At 47.7% G+C, this 22,688-nt stretch carries 16 protein-coding genes; 1 reads left to right on the forward strand and 15 read right to left on the reverse strand.

What is annotated here, in order from left to right:
- Positions 1 to 15: 15 nt before the first annotated feature.
- The 15 genes from GXO76_06410 to GXO76_06480 form a co-directional block, all read right to left on the reverse strand.
- Complete coding sequence (locus GXO76_06410) at positions 16 to 1,428, reverse strand: bifunctional UDP-3-O-[3-hydroxymyristoyl] N-acetylglucosamine deacetylase/3-hydroxyacyl-ACP dehydratase (protein NOY77487.1); 1,413 nt, start codon at positions 1,426 to 1,428, stop codon at positions 16 to 18.
- Positions 1,429 to 1,449: 21 nt separating this feature from the next.
- A complete protein-coding gene (gene lpxD / locus GXO76_06415; GenBank protein NOY77488.1) occupies positions 1,450 to 2,478 on the reverse strand; it encodes a UDP-3-O-(3-hydroxymyristoyl)glucosamine N-acyltransferase in 1,029 nt (342 codons plus the stop codon).
- 12 nt (positions 2,479 to 2,490) lie between these two features.
- Positions 2,491 to 3,039, reverse strand: coding sequence for an OmpH family outer membrane protein (locus GXO76_06420; protein ID NOY77489.1), 549 nt, complete (start codon positions 3,037 to 3,039; stop codon positions 2,491 to 2,493).
- A 100-nt stretch (positions 3,040 to 3,139) separates the two neighbouring features.
- Positions 3,140 to 5,419, reverse strand: a complete 2,280-nt coding sequence (gene bamA / locus GXO76_06425; GenBank protein NOY77490.1) for an outer membrane protein assembly factor BamA — start codon at positions 5,417 to 5,419, stop codon at positions 3,140 to 3,142.
- Positions 5,420 to 5,582: 163 nt separating this feature from the next.
- Positions 5,583 to 9,785, reverse strand: coding sequence for a hypothetical protein (locus tag GXO76_06430; GenBank protein ID NOY77491.1), 4,203 nt, complete (start codon positions 9,783 to 9,785; stop codon positions 5,583 to 5,585).
- A gap of 54 nt (positions 9,786 to 9,839) precedes the next feature.
- Positions 9,840 to 10,604 (reverse strand): isoprenyl transferase, encoded by a 765-nt coding sequence (locus GXO76_06435; GenBank protein ID NOY77492.1) that lies wholly within the window; start codon positions 10,602 to 10,604, stop codon positions 9,840 to 9,842.
- 173 nt (positions 10,605 to 10,777) lie between these two features.
- On the reverse strand, positions 10,778 to 12,664 hold the full coding sequence (locus GXO76_06440; protein ID NOY77493.1) for an ABC transporter substrate-binding protein: 1,887 nt from the start codon (positions 12,662 to 12,664) through the stop codon (positions 10,778 to 10,780).
- A gap of 143 nt (positions 12,665 to 12,807) precedes the next feature.
- Complete coding sequence (gene glmS / locus GXO76_06445) at positions 12,808 to 14,634, reverse strand: glutamine--fructose-6-phosphate transaminase (isomerizing) (GenBank protein NOY77494.1); 1,827 nt, start codon at positions 14,632 to 14,634, stop codon at positions 12,808 to 12,810.
- A gap of 36 nt (positions 14,635 to 14,670) precedes the next feature.
- Positions 14,671 to 16,221, reverse strand: a complete 1,551-nt coding sequence (guaA, locus tag GXO76_06450) for a glutamine-hydrolyzing GMP synthase (GenBank protein NOY77495.1) — start codon at positions 16,219 to 16,221, stop codon at positions 14,671 to 14,673.
- A gap of 10 nt (positions 16,222 to 16,231) precedes the next feature.
- A complete protein-coding gene (gene surE, locus GXO76_06455; protein ID NOY77496.1) occupies positions 16,232 to 16,996 on the reverse strand; it encodes a 5'/3'-nucleotidase SurE in 765 nt (254 codons plus the stop codon).
- A gap of 11 nt (positions 16,997 to 17,007) precedes the next feature.
- The gene (locus GXO76_06460) at positions 17,008 to 17,868 is read right to left on the reverse strand and encodes an acetyl-CoA carboxylase carboxyltransferase subunit beta (protein NOY77497.1); all 861 of its coding nucleotides are present in this window, start codon (positions 17,866 to 17,868) and stop codon (positions 17,008 to 17,010) included.
- Between the two features lie 135 nt (positions 17,869 to 18,003).
- On the reverse strand, positions 18,004 to 18,540 hold the full coding sequence (gene rimI, locus GXO76_06465) for a ribosomal protein S18-alanine N-acetyltransferase (GenBank protein ID NOY77498.1): 537 nt from the start codon (positions 18,538 to 18,540) through the stop codon (positions 18,004 to 18,006).
- 49 nt (positions 18,541 to 18,589) lie between these two features.
- On the reverse strand, positions 18,590 to 19,300 hold the full coding sequence (gene tsaB / locus GXO76_06470) for a tRNA (adenosine(37)-N6)-threonylcarbamoyltransferase complex dimerization subunit type 1 TsaB (protein ID NOY77499.1): 711 nt from the start codon (positions 19,298 to 19,300) through the stop codon (positions 18,590 to 18,592).
- 3 nt (positions 19,301 to 19,303) lie between these two features.
- Positions 19,304 to 19,774 (reverse strand): tRNA (adenosine(37)-N6)-threonylcarbamoyltransferase complex ATPase subunit type 1 TsaE, encoded by a 471-nt coding sequence (gene tsaE / locus GXO76_06475; GenBank protein ID NOY77500.1) that lies wholly within the window; start codon positions 19,772 to 19,774, stop codon positions 19,304 to 19,306.
- A 20-nt stretch (positions 19,775 to 19,794) separates the two neighbouring features.
- A complete protein-coding gene (locus tag GXO76_06480) occupies positions 19,795 to 21,351 on the reverse strand; it encodes a bifunctional response regulator/alkaline phosphatase family protein (protein ID NOY77501.1) in 1,557 nt (518 codons plus the stop codon).
- Positions 21,352 to 21,835: 484 nt separating this feature from the next.
- On the opposite strand from GXO76_06480, the gene GXO76_06485 reads away from it, so the two are divergent.
- The gene (locus GXO76_06485; protein ID NOY77502.1) at positions 21,836 to 22,615 is read left to right on the forward strand and encodes a tRNA 2-thiocytidine(32) synthetase TtcA; all 780 of its coding nucleotides are present in this window, start codon (positions 21,836 to 21,838) and stop codon (positions 22,613 to 22,615) included.
- Positions 22,616 to 22,688 lie beyond the last annotated feature (73 nt).

Consider the following 22,688-nt stretch of genomic DNA (forward strand, 5'->3'; position numbering starts at 1 on the left):
ATTGAGACACCGCTCTTACCGAACCTTTGCTTCCTCCCGGTCAACGACCATGGCCAGCAATTCGGCCTGCGCCACCAAATCACCATCCACAAAGGCCTTCCCCGACATTTTTGATGTGGTGCGCCGGTACTTGATCATTTCCAGTTCGAAGCGGATCTGGTCTCCGGGACGCACGGGTTTCCGGAATCGCACATTGTCCATCCCCATAAAATAGATCAATTTATCCTTTGGAGAATCCTGGGAATTCAGCAGCATTACGCCGCCCACCTGAGCCATGGCCTCAACAATCAGCACACCCGGCATGATGGGTTCCCCGGGGAAATGTCCCTGGAAGAAAGGCTCGTTAATGGTTACATTTTTAATGCCCACCACCCGCTCCTGCGGAATAAAATCGATAATTCGATCCACAAGCAAAAACGGATAGCGGTGGGGTAAAATCTTTTGAATGGCCGAGATATCCAGCGCGTAACCGCTCTCTTTCAGAGGCTGGTATTTTCTCGTAATGAGCTTTTTTTCATAAATTTTCTTGATTTTTTTGACCAGTTCAACATTGGCTTTGTGCCCCGACCGGGCGCACAAAACGTGGGCCTGAATCGGGATTCCGAGCAGTGCCAGATCACCAATGAGATCGAGTGCCTTGTGGCGGACGGGTTCATTTTTAAACCGCAGTTGTTTGTTGTTGAGAATACCATTCGTGCTCGGCTGAATATCTTCTTTCAAATTCAGCATGTTGCGCAGTTGATCCAATTCCGAGCGGTTCAGTTCGCGGTCAATAATCACGATGGCATTGTCAAAATTTCCGCCCTTGATCAGGCCCTGTCTGGCAAGCTCCTCTACCTCGTGCAGGAAAACGAAGGTGCGGGCAGGCGCAAATTCGGTCACAAACTCCTCAGACAGCGAATACATGGACGTGTACTGGGTTCCAAGTGCGGGATTTTTGTAATCCACCATAAACGTAATCCGAAATTCGTCGGACGGGAAAACAACGATGTCCACTCCCCGGTCTTCCTCCGAATAGGTAATGGTTTCATCCACAACCAGAATTTCTTTGGGTGAATCCTGCTCTTCGAAACCCGCTTCCACCAATTTTTCCACAAACGGCATGGCCGAGCCGTCTCCCACCGGGGGCTCGTTTCCGTTGAGTTCAACAAAAACATTGTCGATTTCAAGGCCGAAGATCGCTGCCAAAACGTGCTCCACCGTGTGCACCTTGACCCCATTGATTCCAATCGTCGTTCCCCTTGAAATATCCACAACGTACTCAATGACCGCCGGTATTTCAGGCCGATTCGGTAAATCTGTGCGAACAAACCGGACACCCGTATTAATGGGTGCCGGTTTGAAGGTTAATGTCGTGTTGTTCCCTGTGTGAAGTCCAACACCCGAAAGCGAAACGGGTTTTTTAATCGTACGCTGATTCTTTAGCATTTTTCCTCTGACTATTTTTGCCTACAAATTTTTCTTCGATTCAAGTAATTCCAGACGCCGTTCCAGAGCCTTGATGCGTTTCACTAATTCCGGTAATTTTTGGACGTTGGCCTCTATTTTAAGCTGGCTTCGGTGCTCCCGGGCCGGATATCCCGAATAGACCCTGTTTCCCGGCACGGACTTGGTCACGCCCGCCTGTGCGCCGAACATGCTTCTGTCTCCAATCGTAATGTGACCCACAAATCCCACCTGGCCGCCAACAACCACATGATTGCCAATCTTCGTGCTTCCGGAAATACCGCTCTGTGCGGCAATGACCGTGTGTTCTCCGATGGTCACATTGTGGCCGATTTGGATCAGATTATCCAGCTTCACCCCTTTTGAAAGCCGGGTTTCGCCCAGCGCCGCCCGGTCAATTGTGCAATTCGCCCCAATCTCCACATCGTCCTCAATAACCACCCGGCCGATCTGAGGGATCTTGTGGTACACACCGTCCTTGGGGGCAAAACCGAAACCATCGCTGCCAATGACAGCCCCGGAATGAATAATCACGCGGTCGCCAATCGAAACCCGATCGCGAATGCTGACATTGGGGTAAATGGTACACTTTTCTCCGATTTGGGACTGACGGCCGATAAAGGTGTGAGGAAAGATCACGGTTCCGTTTCCGATGTGCACGTTATCTTCCAGAACCACAAAGGCACCGATGGAGACCTCCTTTCCCAGAGTGACCTCTTCTCCCAAAACAGCCGTGGGGTGAACACCGCACGGCTGATCCAGGGTTAAGGGAACCATTTGCTGTAAAACCTGGGTGAATGCAAAATAGGGGTCGTCCACAAAAATCAGAGCTGCGGACGATTCCCATTTTCCCTGAGGAACCAGCACCGCAGCCGCTTTTGTTTCCTTTAAAAATTTAGCATATTTGGGATTGGCCAAAAACGTAAGGTCGTGGGTTTTAGCGGATTCAATGGGGGCAACACCCGTAATGTCCACATCCGCCGCCCCGTAAACCGTTCCGTTCACCAGCCTGGCAATTTCAGAAATGCGCATGGGTCCTGCTTCTTATTTTTTCGTTGAAGAGGTGCCCGCACTCTTATTCAACTCTTCCAGAACCTTGTCTGTCAAATCCGGTTGCTTCTTGCTTGCGTAGACAATATTTCCCTGAACGGTGTCAAAAATGTAGTCAAATTTTTCTTCTTCACCGATCTTTGTAATGACCTGGTTGATCTGCTGAATGATAGGCTGCATTAATTTCTGATTTAATTGATACAACTCACCGTTCTGTCCCCATTTTTGCATCTGGAATTTCTGAATTTTCAGATACAGGTCCTGTATTTCGCGCTGTTTTTCTTCTTTCTTGGCATCACTCAACAGCAGCTTTTGGGCATCCAGCTGATCCTGTAAATCTTTCAGCTGTTTTTGCATGTCCTGCATTTCCTGCTGCCATTTGGCATTTTGAGCATCCATTTTTTTCTGTGCGTCAATGGATTCTTTGTAATTTGCCAGTATTTTTTGTGAATCAACATATCCGATTTTTAACTGGGCAAAAGCTGACCCCATGACTCCCAGGGTTAAAAATGTGGCCACAACTAAAAAAGCCAAACTTTTCATTGATCTTCTCACAACTACCTCCATTTTTTATTTTAGATGATTACAGGAACGGGAATGATTTTTCTTCCGCCTAAGCTTCCCGGCCTCACTTTCTCAAATATTAAAATCCTCGTCCGAACACAAAATGCGGCTTCCACTGTCCCTTAATATTTCCGTACTTATCCACATTGTCAAAACCGTAGGCATAATCGAAACCGATCATTCCGATCATCGGCATAAACACGCGGACCCCCACGCCAACGGACCGCCTCAAATCAAACGGATCGGTATTGCTGAGGCTCGACCAGATGTTTCCGGCTTCGGCAAACACAAGACCGTAAGCCGTCGGATTGGAAACAATCGGAAATCGAATTTCCAGGGATTGCTTGAACATCGTGCGGCCGCCATCGGAGTAGACGGTTCCGCCTGCCAGGGGGTCATCATACCCGCGAAGCGGGATAGACCGGGATAAACCGTCGCCGCCGAGGAAAAACAGGTCTAAATACGGAATCCGGGAGGATTTGGTGAATCCGTCCATGTACCCCATTCGGGTCTCCGAATGAAGCACCAACTTCCAGAAAAACGGGAAAAACCAGTTGATCCCGAATTCGGTCTTATAGTAGTCTACGTTTCCACCCAGAACACCGCCGGCCACTTCCGTGGAAAAATTCATCTGCGAGCCCTGCGTGGGAAATTCCGGCCGGTCACGGCTGTCTCTGGACAAAATCTGTGTGACACTGCTGCTGGTGAGCGGCCAGTGTTCGGTAACAATTCCGTTCGGATTTCGCTCAATAATGTACTGTGAAAAATCCGACAGAGAGGTCTGGTCAATCCGGTAAACCCAGTCCCAGCGGAAATAATTGTCCGGCCAGGTAAGCCGGCGGCCAATCCGAAAAGAACCGCCGCGGCTGATCTGTTTGTAGCCGATGTAATACGCTTCCCGTTTGGTATCGTAGATATTAAACCCGGCCAGCGTCGGGGTATCGTTCAACCAGGGTTCCGTGAAGCCGATTTGAAAATCGCGGTAGTAGCGTCCGAACGTCCAGTTGAAATTCAGGCGCTGGCCATTTCCGAACAGGTTGTTCATGGCCACGCCCACGCTCCCGATCAAGCGGTCGCGCTCGCTCCAGCCGGCGGACATGTTGGCGGTATCGGTTGATTTTTCTTCCACCTTGAATTTCAGGTCGACATGAGAATCGTCCACCGGTTTCACATCGGGCACCACATTGCTGAAATAGTTCAGGATGAAGACTTCCCGCTGGCTGCGCATCAGGGCCGCCCGGCTGAAAGTGTCACCCGGGAAAATCCTTAATTCCCGCCGAACCACCTTCTCCTTTGTCTTCGTATTGCCGACAATATCGATTCGCCGTACTTTAACGGGATTTCCTTCCTGCACCTGAAAATTGATGTCCAATTCGTCCTTGCCTACAGGTGTTTCAATGGGAACCACCTGGGCAAAAATATACCCGCGGTCGTAGTACAATCCTCCGATTTTTTCCGAGACGGCCTTTTTAATGGCCTCCTGATTGTAATAGTCACCTTCGCTGAAGCCCAGCATGGAACGAAGCTGTTTGTCGCTGAAAAGCTTGTTCCCGCTGAATGTAATTTTCCGGATCCGATACCGGTTGCCCTCGTTAAGCGTAATGTCAATGAACATATTTTCGCGTTTTTTATCAAAATAGATAGAATCTTTTACGATTTCAGCATCGCGAAACCCCTTTTTGTGGTAAAAATCCAGGAGGTGTTCCTTGTCTTTCTCGTATTCCTTTTCATTAAAATCGCCACCAAACCACCACCAGCGATCTTCTTTTGTCTTCTTAAACTGTTTTTTCAGCTTGCCGTCGGAAAAGAATTTGTTCCCCTTAAAATCAATTCGCTTGATCTTAACCTTTTTCCCTTCCTTAATAATAAAATGAACGGCTACCTTGCGCCCCTTTTGAAGCGTGTCAATTTTGGTATTTACCTGAGCCAGCAAATAGCCTTTTTTGGAATAAAGCTTGAGTATCTTGCGCTTGGTTTGGAGAATCTGGTTTGGATTAATGACCTGCCCCGGATAAATCTCAATCTCATCCTTCAGGGCTTTTGTCTTGATCTTTTTATTCCCCTCAATCGTGTACTCTTTCAAACGGGGATATTCAGACAGCCGGATAATCAGAAAAACACCCTGAGGCATTTCCTTGTCGAGAATGATCTGGATGTTTGAAAAGATTCCCAGAGACCACAATTGTTTAACAGCGGATTGAATCACATCCCCGGTAATCACCCGGCCTTCAGATAATCCGGACGTTAATTTAATAATATCCGGATCGGCGGTCACATTTCCTTCGATGCGGACTCCCAGGATTTTTACTGACGGTTTTTCCTGAGAGAATAAATTACCCTCGAATACGAGAAATACCATTGCAAAAATTGAAATAAAAGTAATAATTTTTTTCCACAAATGCAACATTTTCAATGCCTCCATCGTGCCTTAGATTCCTATTCCCCAGCCCTTTCGAAAACGCGCCTGAGTTGGAGAACACCGATCAGAATGTGTGAAACCATTTTAACCCGCCGAAAGCGAATTAAAACATGAACGAATATCTTACCTGCAAACGTAAGTCCTGTTTATGTAACAGCAATAAACTATCGTAATTATACTGTAGTTCCAGAAGAAGGTTCGGTTTAATTCGATACTCAAGATCAAATGTGTGCTTAAGTCCTACACCTTTTTCCTGATACCGCGGGTCCAAACCCGCTTCGATCTCTCCAGAATATAATAAAAATAAATTATTTTTCAAATATTTTCCAATCGTAAGCTGCGTGCTTCGGAAGATCAGGTACCGCGGGTCAATCTGCCGGCTGTAATAAATATCCCGGTTGTAATTCAATTCAATCATATTTTGGGCAAAGCGCGACCGGAAACTCACCATATCCACATGAAGAGCGGCCTCCAATCGCCGTTCCACCGGGCGGAAGAGAGGTCTCAACAAAAGCCGGTCGGCGCTGATTCCGATTACATCGGTGGCCATGCTTCTCAACTTGGCATTACTTTTGGATGAATAGCCCAGCGAATAATAGCCCAGCGATGTGAGAATTTGACCTTCGGAGGTGCCGATATTGGGATTGTCTGTGGACAGGCGAAAATGGATCTGGCCCCAGCGCCCTCTTTCCTGCTCGATTTTCGTCACGGGGTCTACCGTGTAGAGCGTCAGATAAATATTGTACGGAAACCCTGTGGAATCGGTAACCGTTGTGCGGGCGCGACCGTAAATAATGGGCAAAATCTGAGAGCGGTCAAACTCAACCCCAAATTTTTCTACGGAGAAATTCAAATCCAGGTACTCAATGGTTCCGCGGGTCGATTCAATTTTCCCGACAATCCGAAAGGTTTGGTCCGAGATGGTCCCCGAAAAATGAAGGCCATTTTCCGGCGAGGTCACAATGGCATTAATCCACACCTTGTCCAGTAATCCTGCAATACTCTTCACATAATGAACATTTTTCTGAGGCATGACCGTTATGTCCCAGACCATCCGATTCAAAACATCGGTTATAAAATCCGGTTTTTCATTCTTTTTCTCGGTCTTCTTTTTTGCCTCATTAAATGGATAGGTGATATTTCCATCCCGGATGTACGCAAACCCGCGGAGCGTGGGGTGTTCAGATGGCCCGGCCAGATAAAAATATTCTTCGGGGGTCTTGCCCTTTGCAACAACCCATATTTTTTCGCCCTTTCCCATCATGCCGGGGATGTGAACCGGGATGCCTTTTTGACCGGTTCTCAAACCAATGACACCAAAATTCAGACCCCAGGAATGAATAATCAGCGGTTCCAGCGGCCGCCGCGACTTCAGGTCCTGACCAAAGGATTTCATAACAATCGGTTCCCCCGCAAGTTTGCCCGTTAAACGGAGAATATGAATGAATTGCCCTTCCGGTTCCAACCGCACCTGCCCCGCAAGATTTCGGGCAGGCGGAAGCACATCCTGAAAGTCGATTTCCCCCTTCTTAAAATCAACCGCTCCCCCTGTATAAATGGGAGCACCGTAGGTTCCGCCAATTGAAAAGGAAAATGCCGATTGACTGGCCGTCCGGCTGAAAAAGGGAATATTCTCCAGTAAAAGCGCCAGGAAATCTCCGTTCCCCTTTATTCGGACATCCATTTCCCGATTATTTGAGAATGGAAAAAACGCGGTCGAGTGAACGGTGAATTTATGTTCCCGGATGAGCGTCATTTTGCGAATCCGAATACCGGATTGCCCGCTTCCATTATTCACTTCCGAAGGATTCTTACCCAAATCCACCGACATTCGATCGTAATTGACAAAAAACAACCGCCCCTTCCGAAATTCCAGATGTCCCCGAATATCGGGCGATTCCCATCGATCCAGAAGCGATAGATCGAACGTAGACCGCCCCGACAAAAAATTAAAACGGCTGCCAAATAGCTGGGACAGAAATTTCATATCCACATTCTTCCCGTGGATTTGAAAATTCAGTTCCCGGTCGGAAATGTTGGTTTCACCAATAACGGCCAAAATCTGCTCGCGGTCCCGATTTAAAACCAACTGGTCGACCCGGAAAAGTTTTTCCGCAAACTCGAATGAAATCAGGCCGTTGTAATACCCGTATCCGTTAAATATCCCTTGTTTCAAATTGAGCTGCCCGACGACTTTGGGATCGGAAAGGGTTCCCCAAAGGCTGACCAGCCCCGTCATGTACCCGTGGACATTCAAAATCGGTTGCAGCAAAATTCCGTCAAAAACATGCGACAATTGCGCCCGGTCGATTTGAATTTGCGCCTTGATCGCCTGATTTTTTCGATTGAGTGTCCCGGTCATGTAATAGTAGTTCCCAAGCCGATACTCTTGAAGGGCAACGGTTTTGGGATCAATTTTAAGGTGGATATCGCCGGAAACAGCCGCCCCGGACAGGGGAAAGTATTGAATGCTTCCCGAAACCGTCGCCTCCCGATTCTTAACGGCGATTGCCCCGTCAACTTGAAAAAGGCTTGGAATCAGGCTTTCTGTGTTTTTGCGTTCGGCCACAACGGTGTAGGCATAGTTTGAATTTTGCCCGTTTATTTTCAGACTGACGGTGAGATGCTTCTTTAGATGTTTCTCAAAAGGCACGGGCAACACATCCCAGAAAGTTCCCCCCAAATGAAGGAGTTCCGCATCCAAAACGGGCTTGGGCTGGTTGTAAGCCAGGGTCAAGCGCCCCCTGAAAGTCCCCTTCGGTTCCTTAAGGGTAAGTTGAAAAAAGCGGTTTTGATAGGTTGAGGAACCTGCCACCTGCAGTGAATCGATTTTTTCACCGACCCCGGTCATTGAGAAGGCACAGGCATTCACCAGACTTCCCTTTTCAATCCGCAGGTTTCCGTTCAAAGAAAGAAGCAGTTTGTCCACATTCCGAAGCGGGGCCGTTTTTAAAAGGGGCAATATATCTCCGTGAATGCGATAGGCAAAAACAGCGTTTGCCTTTTTACCCGGTTGGGTCAGATGCCCTGAAAGGGTTGCCCGGAGCTCCCGCGACTTTAGCACGGCATGTTTCACGGAAAGTTTCGATTTTTTCCACGAAAATAAAATCGCCGCCCGATGCACCGGAAGGCCATTGAACGACAAACCGGCTCCGAACAGGCTTCCGGAAATTTCAGGGTTGGACGCCGCTCCGGATACCTGCACGGTCGCCCGAACGGTGCCCGCTATCTTTCTTTTCCAGCGCGGAGCCACAGTTTTCAGAATGTCCCTTACTTTAAAAGCCTCCGAAACCAGCGACAAATGAAGATTCGGATTCAAAATATTTGTAATCTTTCCCTCTACCCGAATCTGTTTCCCCAAAACGTCCTGGGTAGCCTCGATCAGCTCTGCATTCCAGTGTCGGATTTTAATCGTATATGAAAGATTCCGAACCGGAATTCTTCCATTAAGAAAATCCACATCCACCTTGCGTAATTGAACGCTTCCGGACAGATTCAGTTTTTGGGGTAATTTCGGATTCTTTTCGGTCAAAAGAAGCCGTCCGCTCATTTCCCCTCGTCTGATCTTGAACTGCCTCAGGATTTTTTCGGGAAAGGCCTGAGTCAGATTCGAATTAATAATATTCAGCCGCAGGGAATCCAAAATTCCCCGTTTTACATTGATTTGCCCGTTTACCCCCAGATTGTCCTGCCTGGCCCCCAAAAATCGTCCATTCATTCGAACAATGGCTTTTGAAAGATTTTCGGTATTAATCCACCCATCCAGATTTTGAATAATCTCGTGTGTTTTTCCGCTCGAATCCTGAATGCCCACGACGCCCTGAGTCATCACAATTCTCCCAACAAATTTAAAATCGATGAGCCGCTGACGATATTTGTCAGGCAGCGTTTCTTTTGTTAGAGAATCGACCGAGGCCTTTTTTCCCTTTTGGGTGTAGGTAAGCATGTGCGGCGAATATTTAAATACAAACCGGGGATGATCAACCACAATGTCCGAAATAAATCGCAGGGGATTAAAATTGTATTTCAGAAGGTTGAACAGATTAAACCCTAAACGCAAATCTTTTACATCAACGATGTAGGGCTGGTTTTCCCATTCAATTTTAATCCCTTTGAGGTGAATTGTGCCTAATTTAACTTCCAGTTTTTCGATGGACACATTTCCTTGTACATTTGGCTTTATTTCACCAAGCAGGAGTGTCAGGAGACGATCGTTAATTGAGAAGATCTTCCAGGAGAGTTGAATACCCACCACAACAACTAAAAAAACAATTAACGAAATAAGAACCCATTTGCGCGATTTCATAGATTTATTTGTAAGGATAAACGATTGTGGACAACCTGATTCACAGTTAAACCATCACCCATTGTGGGTGTGAACTTTGGAAAGCGGGGGATGCAATTGTTCACTTACCAATCCAAACCGGCGCTCTCTTTTTTGGTAAACTTGAATGGCCTCATAAAGTTCCTTCCGGCGGAAATCAGGCCAGTACACGTCCGTGATGTACATTTCCGTGTAAGCCATCTGCCAGAGCAAAAAATTACTCACGCGTAATTCACCACTGGTTCGAATGAGCAAATCCGGATCGGGCAGGCCCGCCGTATAGAGATAATTCGAGAACAGGTTTTCATCAATTTGCTGAGGAGAAATTTTCCCGGATGAAACCGCTTTTGCAATTTTTTGAACCGCATCCAGAATCTCGCGCCTTCCACTGTAACTCAGCGCAAGCACCAATTTAAGTCCCGTGTTATTTTTGGTCTTTTCAATCCCATCTTCCAGGCTCTTGCGGGTCGTGTCCGGAAGGTCTTCCAAATGACCAATGAGGAGTAATCGAACATTATTTTTCTGAAGGTCTTTGATTTCCTTCTTAATGGTGCGCACAAGAAGCGTCATCAAATAGGAAACCTCCTCCTTTGGCCGTTTCCAGTTTTCGGTGGAAAAGGTGTAAAGCGTCAACACCTCTATCCCCAGTTGTCCACAGGCTTCCACCACATCCCGGACGGAATTTATCCCTTCACGGTGTCCGGCCACTCGGGGCAATCCGCGCTTGCGCGCCCATCGCCCGTTTCCATCCATAATAATGGCAATATGCCTGGGCAAATTTCCGGCTTGTTTAAGCCGCATTTGAATTTTTTTATCCCAATCAGCCAATTAATTCTCCAGAATGTAACTTAATAAATTTAATGAAATTTTCATTAAAATCAAGTAAAATCCGCTATTTGATAAACTAAATAACAATTATCCTCTTGTCCCCGGATCTGTCTGGCCCGGGGTTTCAATGTTCGGTTTTCAAATCATCAATTCACCCGCCGAAATGCCCCATTTTCATAGCGCAGAAGAACCATCCCCGAATTCACCCGGCTTCCGTTTGAAAATTTAAAGGTGCCGTGCAGGCCCTCAAAGGTGTCCGTTTTTTTCAAGGCCTTCAGTACATCCGCTGTTGTGTAATTCCCCGCACCGATTACCTTCAAGAGGAAACGCATGGTGTCGTAACCCAAAATGGAAAACTTGGAAGGGGATGACTTAAATGTCATTCTGTACTGATTCTTGAACCGTAAATAGGGCAGGTCATTTTCGTTTACGTAAACATCCGTTGTGAAAATGACGCCATTTATGTACCGGTTGTTATCGTTCAAGATGTTGATATCCTTCCAGTAATCCCCGCCAAGGATTTGCGATTGGATATTGAACATGGCGTATTGAGGCGCAATATATTTGATATCCTCCGTGTAAACCGGCAAAAAGATGCCATCGATCGAGGTTACGGGAACGGCTGTGGAATCGGCCAGCTTTTTAATGACCCGGTTCTGATTTTTTTCGCGGCGAATTACTTTTTCAATGGCAAACAGGGAATCGATCTGCGGGTCAGCGTAATTGGGGTACGCCGCCCGAAGAGAATCCCACACCATTTTTTCAAGGCCCACATTCCTGATGTGAGAGAGCTGCTTTTTAAAATCCATGGCGCCTTCATAGTACCAGGTTTCTGCCAGGATTTTCCCGCCAAGCTGATCAATCGTGGCTGCAAAACTGTCGGTGATCTGTTTTCCGTATTCGTCCGCAGGAGCCAAAATGGCAAATGTTTTCAGGTGCAGTTTCTGAATGGCATATTCGGCCAGGATTTTGCCGCGGATGTCAATATTTCCGTCCATCTGGAATACATTTTCTCCCAGGTCCGCGATGCCGTTTTCGGTACCGGTAGGAGCCAGCATGGGAATTGGCCCATAGCTTGAAACCGCCGCAATGGCGGCCGTCGGATTGCTTTCAAGCGACCCCAGGAGGGCAAGTGTTTTTTTACTGGCCACCAGTCTCTGGGTGGTTTTTAGAGCCTCAACGATGTTTCCGCGGGAATCGAAAATCTCCAGGTGAATATTCGTTCGGGCATGGCTGTTTTTCCAGGTATCGTAGGCCATTTGAATCCCGTTGGCGACGTCCCTGGCCTGCTCGCTGTAGAACCCCGTGAGCGGAAGAATCACCCCAATTTTCAGGGCAAGGGTCGGGCTTTCGGCCAGAATTTTTTTCAATGCCAGAGCCTCGGTCCTCAGAGGGCTGTTGGGAAACGCCTTCAAAAAGGATTCTGTTTTCTTTTTGGCCTGTTGGTAGTCTCCCACTGCAATCAGCTTTGACGCCTCCGCCAGCATCCAGACGGGTTTCAGATTAGACGATGAATACTGGTTTTTTAAGTCCGAAATATCGGAAAGGGCGTAATGTGAAACCACAATTTTATAGGCGATTTTTTCCGATTGCTGCACCAGGGTTTTGTTTTTGCTGTCATCGATGATCTTTTGAAGCAATTCCAGGGTTTTCGGAATATTATTCTGCTGATAAGCGATTGCGGCTTCCAGAAAAAGCGCATCGTAACGGTATTTCGATTTTGGAAATTCCTGCAGTAATTGTTTAAGTGCCTCGTTGGCCTCTGCATATTTTTTTTCGTGAAATCGGGCACGGGCAATCAGGTAAAGGGCTGAACTCTTTCGGTGGTTTTTGGGAAATAGAATCAACATGTTCTGCAGTTCCCAGGCCGCCACGTCGTACCGGCCGCTTTTAAACAACTGAAGTCCTTTCTGATAGGCCTTTTCCACCTCCGGATTGACTTGAGCCTGCAACTGGTGGTTGGGTACGGCAAAGGCGTTGAATGATGAATGTAGTAAGAAAATAAAAATTAGTGCAGAAATAACCCGTTTCATATGGTCTCCCAACTGTTTTACACTGACATCCCTATTCAAATTTATGGCAGGATTTTTCCCTTTAGTCAAAATTTGCATGACAGAAATCAACCGAAACCGGAAACACCGGAAAAATCACAAATTTCCCCGTGAAGGGGGCTGTCTTATTCAACTGTGACACTTTTGGCAAGGTTTCTGGGTTGATCCACATTACACCCGCGCAAAATAGCCACATGATACGCCAGAAGCTGCAGCGGAATAATCGTCACCAGCGGAGACAAAAACTCCAGGGTTTCCGGCACGTAAATCACGTGATCGGCCTTTTCTTTGATCGTGTCGTCCCCTTCCGTGGCAATCGCGATGACCCGTCCCCCACGAGCTTTTACTTCTTCAATATTGCTGATAATTTTTTCGTAGGTGCTGTCCTTAATGGCAATAAAAACCACCGGCATATTTTCGTCGATTAACGCAATCGGGCCGTGTTTCATCTCGGCTGCCGGATACCCTTCCGCATGAATGTAGGAAATTTCCTTCATCTTCAGGGCCCCTTCCAGAGCGACCGGGAAGTTGTACCCCCGGCCCAGGTAAAGGAAATTCCGGCTGTCCACAAATTTTTTGGCAATCTCCCGAATGGAGGCATTGGCCTTCAGAATTTCCGATATTTTGTCGGGAATGGACTCCAGTTCCACCAAAATCCGGCGGCCTTCTTCCTTGCTCATCCATTTTTTCCGGGCCATTAAAATGGCCAGCATGGTCAGGGTGGTCACCTGCGCGGTAAAGGCCTTGGTCGAAGCCACCCCCACTTCGGGTCCGGCATGCAGGTAAACGCCGGCAACGGTTTCGCGGGCAATACTGCTGCCAACCACATTACAGATTCCAAATACGGGCGAACGCCGTTTTTTGGCTTCCCGAAGCGCGGCCAGGGTGTCCGCTGTTTCGCCGGACTGGCTGACAACAATCACCACGGATTCCTGATCCAGGACGGGATTCCGGTAACGAAATTCGGACGCATAATCGACCTCAACCGGGATCCGAAGAAAATCTTCCAGAATGTACTCGCCGATGAGCGAGGCGTGCCACGACGTTCCGCAGGCGGTCAGTAAAATGCGCCGGGCATCCAGAAGCTGCTGCAGATGGTCACTCAGGCCCCCCAGCCGAACCGTTCCATTCTCTACCTGAACCCGGCCGCGCATGGCGTCGCGAAGGGTTTGAGGCTGTTCGAAAATTTCCTTCAGCATGAAATGATCAAATCCGCCCTTTTCCAGGCGGTCCAAATCGAAGGAGATTTTTTCCACATGCTTATTGGTCCGCTGATTCCGAATCGTTTTGGTTGTGTAACCGTCCCGTGTCAGCACGGCCAGTTCTCCGTCATCCAGATACACCACATCCCGCGTGTACTTGATGATCGCTGTTGCATCCGAAGCGGCCATATTAGCATGACTTCCCACCCCAATCAGCAGGGGACTTCCATTTCGGGCGGCAATAATACGATCCGGTTCTTTGGCCGAAACAACCAGAATGCCGTAGGTTCCGATAACCTCCGAAATGGCATACCGAACCGCCTTCTCCAGATCACCGTCATAGAATTCCTCAACGAGATGCGCCAAAACCTCCGTATCTGTTTCAGATTGAAACACATGCCCCTTGCTCTGCAATTCCTGACGCAAACTGGCAAAATTTTCAATGATTCCATTATGGATAATGGCAATGCTTCCGGTGCAGTCCGTGTGGGGATGGGCATTTGCCACGCTGGGCACCCCGTGCGTGGCCCATCGGGTGTGTCCGATTCCAAGTGTTGAATCGATTGGAGCATTTTTTAACGATGCTTCCAGATTTGAGATTTTCCCCAGCTGTTTCTCTACAAAAACCTGACGGTTGTTAACAACCGCTACTCCTGCCGAATCGTAGCCTCGATATTCCAGCCGCTTTAAGCCATCAATTAGGATCGGGACGGCTTGTTCCGTGCCAATATAACCGACAATTCCACACATAAGAACCCCTTAATTTGATGTATCCGTTTCAAGGCTTTATTCCCACTCAATGGTACTGGGTGGTTTCGAGCTGATATCGTAAACAACGCGATTGACACGTGCAATTTGATTAATAATCTGATTGGAAACGCGACCCAGCAAATCGAACGGCAGCTGCGCCCAGTCGGCCGTCATGCCATCCTGGCTGGTGACAGCCCGCAGGGCCACTACATTTCCGTAGGTCCGCTCATCCCCCATCACGCCCACAGATTTTACGGGCAGCAAAACCGCCAGGGCCTGCCAGACTTTTTCGTACCACCCCTGTTCCCGCAGGGTGTTTATAAATATGTCGTCTGCTTCACGCAAAATATTCAGTCGTTCTTCGGTAATTTCACCCACAATTCGGACGGCCAATCCCGGCCCCGGAAAAGGGTGCCGGTTCAAAATGTCATCCGGAATCCCCAAAAGAGCCCCGATTTTTCGCACCTCATCCTTGAACAATTCCCGCAGGGGCTCGATTAATTTAAACGACATCTTCTCAGGCAATCCTCCCACATTGTGGTGGGATTTAATAGAGGCCGAGGGGCCCACCGTGGACACGCTTTCAATGACATCCGGGTAGAGGGTTCCTTGCGCCAGAAATTCCACATGACCCAGTTTTTTTGCCTCGGCTTCAAAGAGCCGGATAAAAACCTCGCCGATAATTTTCCGCTTTTTTTCGGGATCCACCACCCCTTTAAGGCGATCCAAAAAATCACGGGAGCCATCCACAAAATGCAGTTGGATATTCAATTGCTTGCGAAAGAAATTCTGCACCCATTTGGCCTCCCCCTTTCGTAACAGACCGTTGTCGATAAAAATGGCCGTCAACTGATCCCCAATAGAACGATGCAATAATTCTGCCACAACTGTAGAATCCACGCCTCCGCTCACCCCGCAGATCACACGGCCGGACCCCACGGTTTTACGAATCGAGCGAATGGTTGTTTTTAAAAAGGATTCGGGAGACCAGTTTCCCTCGCACCTGCACACATTAAACAAGAAATTGCGGAAAATTTCCATTCCCTGCAGGGTATGAACCACCTCCGGATGAAACTGAATGCCAAAAATCTTCTTTTCCGGATGCCGGATGGCGGCAATGGGTGAATTCTCTGTGGAGGCAATCACCTCAAATCCTTCAGGGAGCCGCGTCAAATGATCTCCGTGACTCATCCAGACCTGTGTGGGGTTATCGACGCCGTCGAACAGGTCCTCGTCCGACAAAAGAGTCAGCGCAGCCCGGCCGTATTCCCGGCGGCGGGCTCGGTCTACCTCTCCACCCATAAGATGCGCGATTACCTGTAATCCGTAACAAATGCCCAGGACAGGAATCCCCAGCTCAAAAATTTCGGGATCGGGCAGGGGCGCCTGGTCTGCATAAACGGAAGACGGCCCCCCGGAAAGGACAATGCCGGCAGGGCGATTTTCTTTTATTTTTTGGACCGGATAATGGTAGGGTTTGATCTCAGAATAAACATCACACTCCCGGATGCGGCGGGCAATCAATTGGGTATATTGCGAGCCAAAATCGAGAACTAAAATCCATTCTTTTGAAGTGTTTTTGTCCATGGGTTCCTTTTCATACAGAAATTTTCCAGGTTCGCAGTTCCTCCAGAAAGGCATAATTGGTCATGTCATAATGAATGGGCGTAATCGAAATCTTGTTCTGGAGGATCACCTGATCGTCCGTATCCTGTCCCTCCCGCTCAAGATGGACCTTTTTCCCGGTCAGCCAGTAGTACGTACGCCCGGTGGGGTCTACCCGGCGATCGAATTTTTCAGCAAACACCGCTTTCCCCTGGCGCGTAATTTCCACCCCTTGAATTTCAGATTCAGGGATTGGCGGGACGTTCACGTTGAGAAATGTTTCCGGAGGCAACCCTTTTTTCAAAAGCATCCTGGCCAATCTTCGGGCGAAACGGGCAGCCACCGTAAAATCAACAGGATCATACGTAGCCACCGAGATGGCAAACGAGGGGATTCCGAGGATGGTTCCTTCCGTTGCCGCCGAAGCCGTACCCGAATAAATTACATTGATTCCGGTATTGGACCCATGATTGATTCCCGAAACCAACAGATCGATTTTCTGCCCTTTTAAAATGGCCCAATGTGCGATTTTTACGCAATCGGCCGGTGTGCCGGTAACCGCATGGCCAAAGAATTTTCCGTTGCGCTTAAATGGAAAAACCCGCAGCGGATTCGACAAGGTAATCGCGTGTCCGACGGCACTCTTTTCACTGTCGGGTGCAACCACAAAAACATCCCCTATTTTTTTTAACTCTTTGTAAAGGGCATAAATTCCCGGCGAATAAATACCGTCGTCATTCGAAATTAGGATTCGTATTTTCCGTGAGCTCATGATGCGCGATTGGCCTGTTTTCCGTTAAAAAAACGAATCAATTGGGAAAGTGTTTCTTTCATTTTTTGGCGATGAACAATCATGTCCAGAAAACCGTGCTCAAGCACAAATTCCGATCGTTGAAACCCTTCCGGCAAATCCTGTCCGATGGTTTCCTTAATCACCCGGGGCCCGGCGAAACCGATCAAGGCTCCCGGCTCGGCAATATTTACATCTCCCAGCATGGCATAGCTGGCGGTTGTTCCACCGGTTGTGGGATTTGTAAGCACCGAAATGTACAGGCCGCCCTGATCCGAAAATCGGGCCAGTGCCGCTGACGTCTTTGCCATTTGCATCAGTGAAATGGCGCCCTCCATCATCCGCGCCCCTCCCGAGGAGGAAATAACAATGAGGGGAAGCTTTTTTTCCGTAGCCCTTTCGGCTGCCCGGGCCACTTTTTCCCCCACCACAGACCCCATGCTGCCGCCGATAAACGAAAAATCCATCACGGCCAGAACAACCGGCTGCCCGTCAATCTTTCCGTAGCCGGTGCGAATGGCCTCATTCATGTTCGTTTTTTTAATGGCTTCGCGCAGCTGATCGGAATACCGCTTTTTCCCCTTGAATTTCAGGGGGTCCACCGACCTCATTTTTTGATCAAACTCTTCAAAGGAACCGTCGTCCAAAAGAAAACGAATGTAATGGCCGCTTTGAATGCGAAAGTGGAAATTACACTTGTGGCACACCCACATATTCCGTTCCAGCTCCTGCCGGTAGAGAACTTCCCCGCATTGTTCACATTTGATCCAGAGACCATCCGGTAATATCTTTTTTTCAGTCGTTAAAACCCCTTGTTCTTTTCGCTTAAACCAGGCCATTCAAATCACTCCACTTTTTGTGTGCGACCAATCCGGGAAAAGATAATCGGGCCATTCCACTTGCTCCGCTGCCGAAAGCATGCATCCAATCGGCATTTCCGGGTATTCCGGTAAAAATTGATTCCTGCCGGAGGGTCACGATTTTTGTTCCTGTCCCAGATATTTTTCCATCAGAAGGGCATCTTCTCCGTTCTGGTAATACCGGCTCCGAATTCCGGCCGCCGTAAATCCAAATTTTTTGTACAACTGAATAGCCGCCACATTTGAAACACGCACCTCCAGATAAGCAAAAACACGGCCCCGCTTTTGGCCTTCTTCCAAAATTGTGCGGAGCAGGCACTCTCCAATTCCCCGTTTCCGATAAAGCGGAGAAACGGCAATATTGGCAATGTGAATTTCATCTTCAACAAACCAGGAAATCATGTACCCAACCATTTCGCCCTTTATTTCTGCCACAATCGGTACAGAGACCCGGCTGTTTTCCACCTCATGGCGAAAATGTTTCTCACTCCAGGCATCCTTAAAACAGAGCAGCTCCAATTCGGTTACCGTTTCGATGTCTTCCGACACCATGCGCCGCACCAGCAGCTCTTCCCCGTCGGGCAAAATGACCACACGCCGAAAGGTTTTTGGAAATGCCGGTCGAGTTTTTTCACGCAACCGTACAGCCATTGAAAGGAACCCCTATTTTTTCTTCCAGAAATCCAAGAGATCTATTTTTTTAAGGCTGATTTTGTGATTTTTTAACCCCTGCAGCAGACGGCTGTTTTATCGGAAAATCCCTTAAATAGAACGGTTCAACACGATCAATTGAATCGACTTTCCCCTGCCTGAAATTCTCTTGTCCCAGCAACCCTACCTGAAATGCCGTGGATTGACGATGTAACGGATGCGCCAGCCGAACATCCTTTTTTACGACGTCCCTAAGCCGATCGATTTCTTCTTCGGAAAAATCACCCGTCAGAGTGGTACCATCCACCAAAAAATCATTCAGCTCCTTCACATCCAGCACCTCGTACTCACTCATGCGCTCCATTTTTGTGCCGTCCCACCGGTACATCGCCAAATAGTAATCCTGCTTCCGAAACCGGATCATCGGACACACCAGGGCGGGATTTTCGGCGTACGAAAGGGCCAGGGCATCCAGACTGATAACCGAGGTCAGCGGAAGGCCGCGGGCAAATGCGATGCCTTTTGCCACACTCAAACCAATGCGAAGTCCCGTAAAAGAACCGGGGCCGATGGAAACAGCCACCCCTGAGATGTCCGAAAAATCCCATTCCAGATCCGCGAGAAGGGATTGGATAACGGGCACCAGTTTCCGGGACTGGATGCGTTTCCGACGAATACGATATTCGGCCTGCAAGCAGGAATCCTCCAGAAAAGCCACGGAACCCGTTTCAGTGGCGGTGTCAATTGCCAGCAGTTTCATGGATTATCGCTTTCTCTTCAGAGCGGTCAGTACCGAAGGGGTCAAATTTCCAATGGAAATATAGCGATCGTTTTCGCTTTTCCGGTGTTCCGGTTTGAGCCGACGAATCACAATGGGGATTCTGTCTTCCGGCAGGTACGATTCGATCCGTTCCGCCCATTCAATCAGACTAATGCCTTCCCCGTAAAAATAGTCTTCAATTCCATAACCGGACACCTCTTCGTAGGATTGAATTTTGTAAAAATCAAAATGAAAAACCGGAATTTCCCCCTCGTAGATGTTCATGACCGTAAATGAGGGGCTGGTTACATCCTCGGCATCTATTCCCAGTCCCTTGCAGATGCCCTTAATCATGACGGTTTTACCCGCACCCAGATCCCCCCAAAAAGCAACCACTGCCCCGGGTTTCAGGTACCTGGCAAGGCGTTCGCCCAACGCGAATGTCTCTTCCGGCGAATGTGTAATACTTTCCAGTTTAAATTCCACGTTCTATCCTATTTTGCGTCCAATCGAAATATGGGAAGAATCATCTCTTCCATCGAAATACCGCCATGCTGAAAACTATCCCGATAATAATTCAAATACTTATGAAAATTGGTCGGATAAACAAAATAATAGTCCTCTTTGGCAATGATGTAATTAATATTGATTCCCCGCATCGGAAGCTTAAACTTTTGGGGATTCTTTATGTAGAATGCGTACTTGTCATCGCATTTTAGGTTCTTACCAAATTTGTAACGGAGATTGGTTGACGTTTCCCGGTCGCCGATCACTTTGGCCCCCCGCATGGCACGAACACTCCCGTGATCGGACGTCATGATGATGGTAAACCCTTCCTCACCCAGATGCCTCAGCACCCGAAAGAGGTAGGAGTGCTCAAACCAGGATCGGGTCAGCGATCGAAAAGCCGCCTCATCGGGAACAATCTCCTTCAAGATATCCGACGTACTCCGGCTGTGCGAAAAAATATCCACAAAATTTACAACAATAGAAAGGAGCTTTGTCTGAAGATACGTTCGGATATTTCGCTCCAGATTTCGCCCCTCCGAAAGATCCAGAATTTTAATGTACTTCGGCTCGGGTTTCAGATTGAACCCCATTTCCTGAAGCTGAAGATCCAGCAATTGGCGTTCGTAGCGATTCCGACTGGAATCGTCATCCACACCGTTGCTCCAGATCTCCGGATATTTTTCTTCTATTTCCGACGGGAAGAGCCCGCTGAATATGGCATTTCTTGCAAAAGGGGTAGCGGTGGGCAAAATGGCAAAATAAAATTTTCGCTTGATATTAAAAAAGGGAAACAAAAAGGGCTGGATGCTCAACCACTGATCCATTCGCATGTTATCAATAACCACAAAGGCCACTTTTTTATTACTGGCCAACAGAGGAGCCACATTTTCGGCAATGACATCCACGGAAAGACTGGGAGCCTCTTCATCATCCTGAATCCACTCCAGATAGTGCGTTTCCACAAACCGCCCAAACTCAATATTGGCACTTTTTTTCTGATCTTCCAGAACATTCTGCAGCCCAAGGTCCGGATAATGATCCATCTCCAGTTCCCAGTCTACAATTCGCGAGTAGATGCTCACCCAATCCTTCCAGGTGCGGGCGTCCATAATGGCCCGGGTCAGCTCATTAAACTGAAGGGGGTAATCCCGGGTGAGACGATCGCCCTCAATTTTCCGGCTTTCGATAAACTTTTTGCAGGTCGACAGAATTTGACTGGGATTCACCGGCTTCGTCAGGTAGTCATCTATTTTACTGCCAATAGCCTCCTCCATGAGGCTTTCTTCTTCATTTTTGGTAATCATCACCACAGGCAACGACGGATTGATTTCCTTTATTTCCGCCAATGCGGAGAGTCCGTCTTTTCCCGACATCATTTCATCCAGAAGAAGCAGATCGAACGGGCGTTCCTTAACCAGAGAAATGGCATCGTCTGCGTTCGTTACGGGGGTGACGTCGTACCCCTTTTCTTCCAGAAAAAGAATATGCGGACGAAGCAGTTCAATCTCGTCATCGGCCCAGAGAATATGACCCTTTTTCATTTCCATAAATGTGCCGCTCTCTTTACAAATCCTCATCATTTATGAGTTTCTGCCGCAGGGGCACAAAAACACAAAAAACAATGAGGTAATTATTCTCTAAATCTTAAATTTCCTTTAACCTGCTGTCTTTTATTAATCATCTTAATAGACAAACTTTAAAATAATAAAATTTTAAATATTTGTCAACATTATTGTAAGCTCTTTTGAGGAGATCAGCCCCTTCCCCGAACACTTAAATTGACACAACGTCCGGCCATCCCCTGCGGAAAAATAAAATATTGCACTTGCTTTTTAAACGGTTACCTCCTAAATTTAATTCATTCCGTCACATTTTTTGTATTTGAGTTTTTGCTAAAAAAGCACAAATGCGACACAGTGCCCTTATTCAATTTCAGTACAGTCTATTCGTGAAAATTCGCAAAATGAGTAAGGAAACGCCTTTTGAGGCAAACTCCTTTTTAAATCCAAATCTGCGTTGGTTTTTATGACAAGGCTTCATCAGCGACTTCGAAAGATTTTAGAGGCAGGCATCCGGAATTTTCAACTCATCTCCGAAGGAGATTGTATTCTGGTGGGTGTTTCCGGGGGACAGGACAGCCTGGCTCTGTTTGAGCTGCTTTCCAGCCCGCTCATTACAACCACAAATGATTTTCGCCTCATCCCCGTTCATATTGATCTCGGATACAAAGAAAGGGGAGAACGGCTCAGTGAAAAGCTGCATCGATTCTTCCGAGAAAGAGACCGGGAACTGGTTATCATTAAAACGGACATCGGGCCGCTGGTGCACAGCGATTTTAATCGGAAAAATCCCTGTTTTTTGTGCTCCCGCATGAGGCGGCATGAGATCTACAAAATGGCCACCCAAATGGGATGCAATAAAATCGCCTACGGTCATCACAAAGACGATATTATTGAAACGTTTCTTATTAACATCTTTTTTGGTCGTGAAATCAGCACTATGATGCCCAAACAGCCCGTTTTCAGCGGGAAATTTCACATCATCCGGCCTTTGGTGTACATCGAAGAGGAACTGGTTAAAAAATTTGCGGCGGAACAGAATTTTCCGAATTTCAGGAACCCCTGCCCTACCGCCGGACATTCCAAACGCACTTTGATTAAAAAACTGCTTGCCGAGTTAGAAGAAGACTTTCCCGCCGTTAAAAAGAATGTCTGGCATTCTCTTTTCCATCCCAAACCCGACTATCTCTTTCGCCCGGATATGATTTCAGGCGTTCGGCAGAAGAAAAAACGTCAAAAAAAATGAGGGACTAAATCTTTATCCGTAAGACAACCTTTTACAACAAAATCTTTGAACAGAATAAAATTGTATTGACAAT

It is taken from the genome of Calditrichota bacterium (assembly GCA_013151735.1).
GTDB lineage: Bacteria > Zhuqueibacterota > JdFR-76 > JdFR-76 > BMS3Abin05 > BMS3Abin05.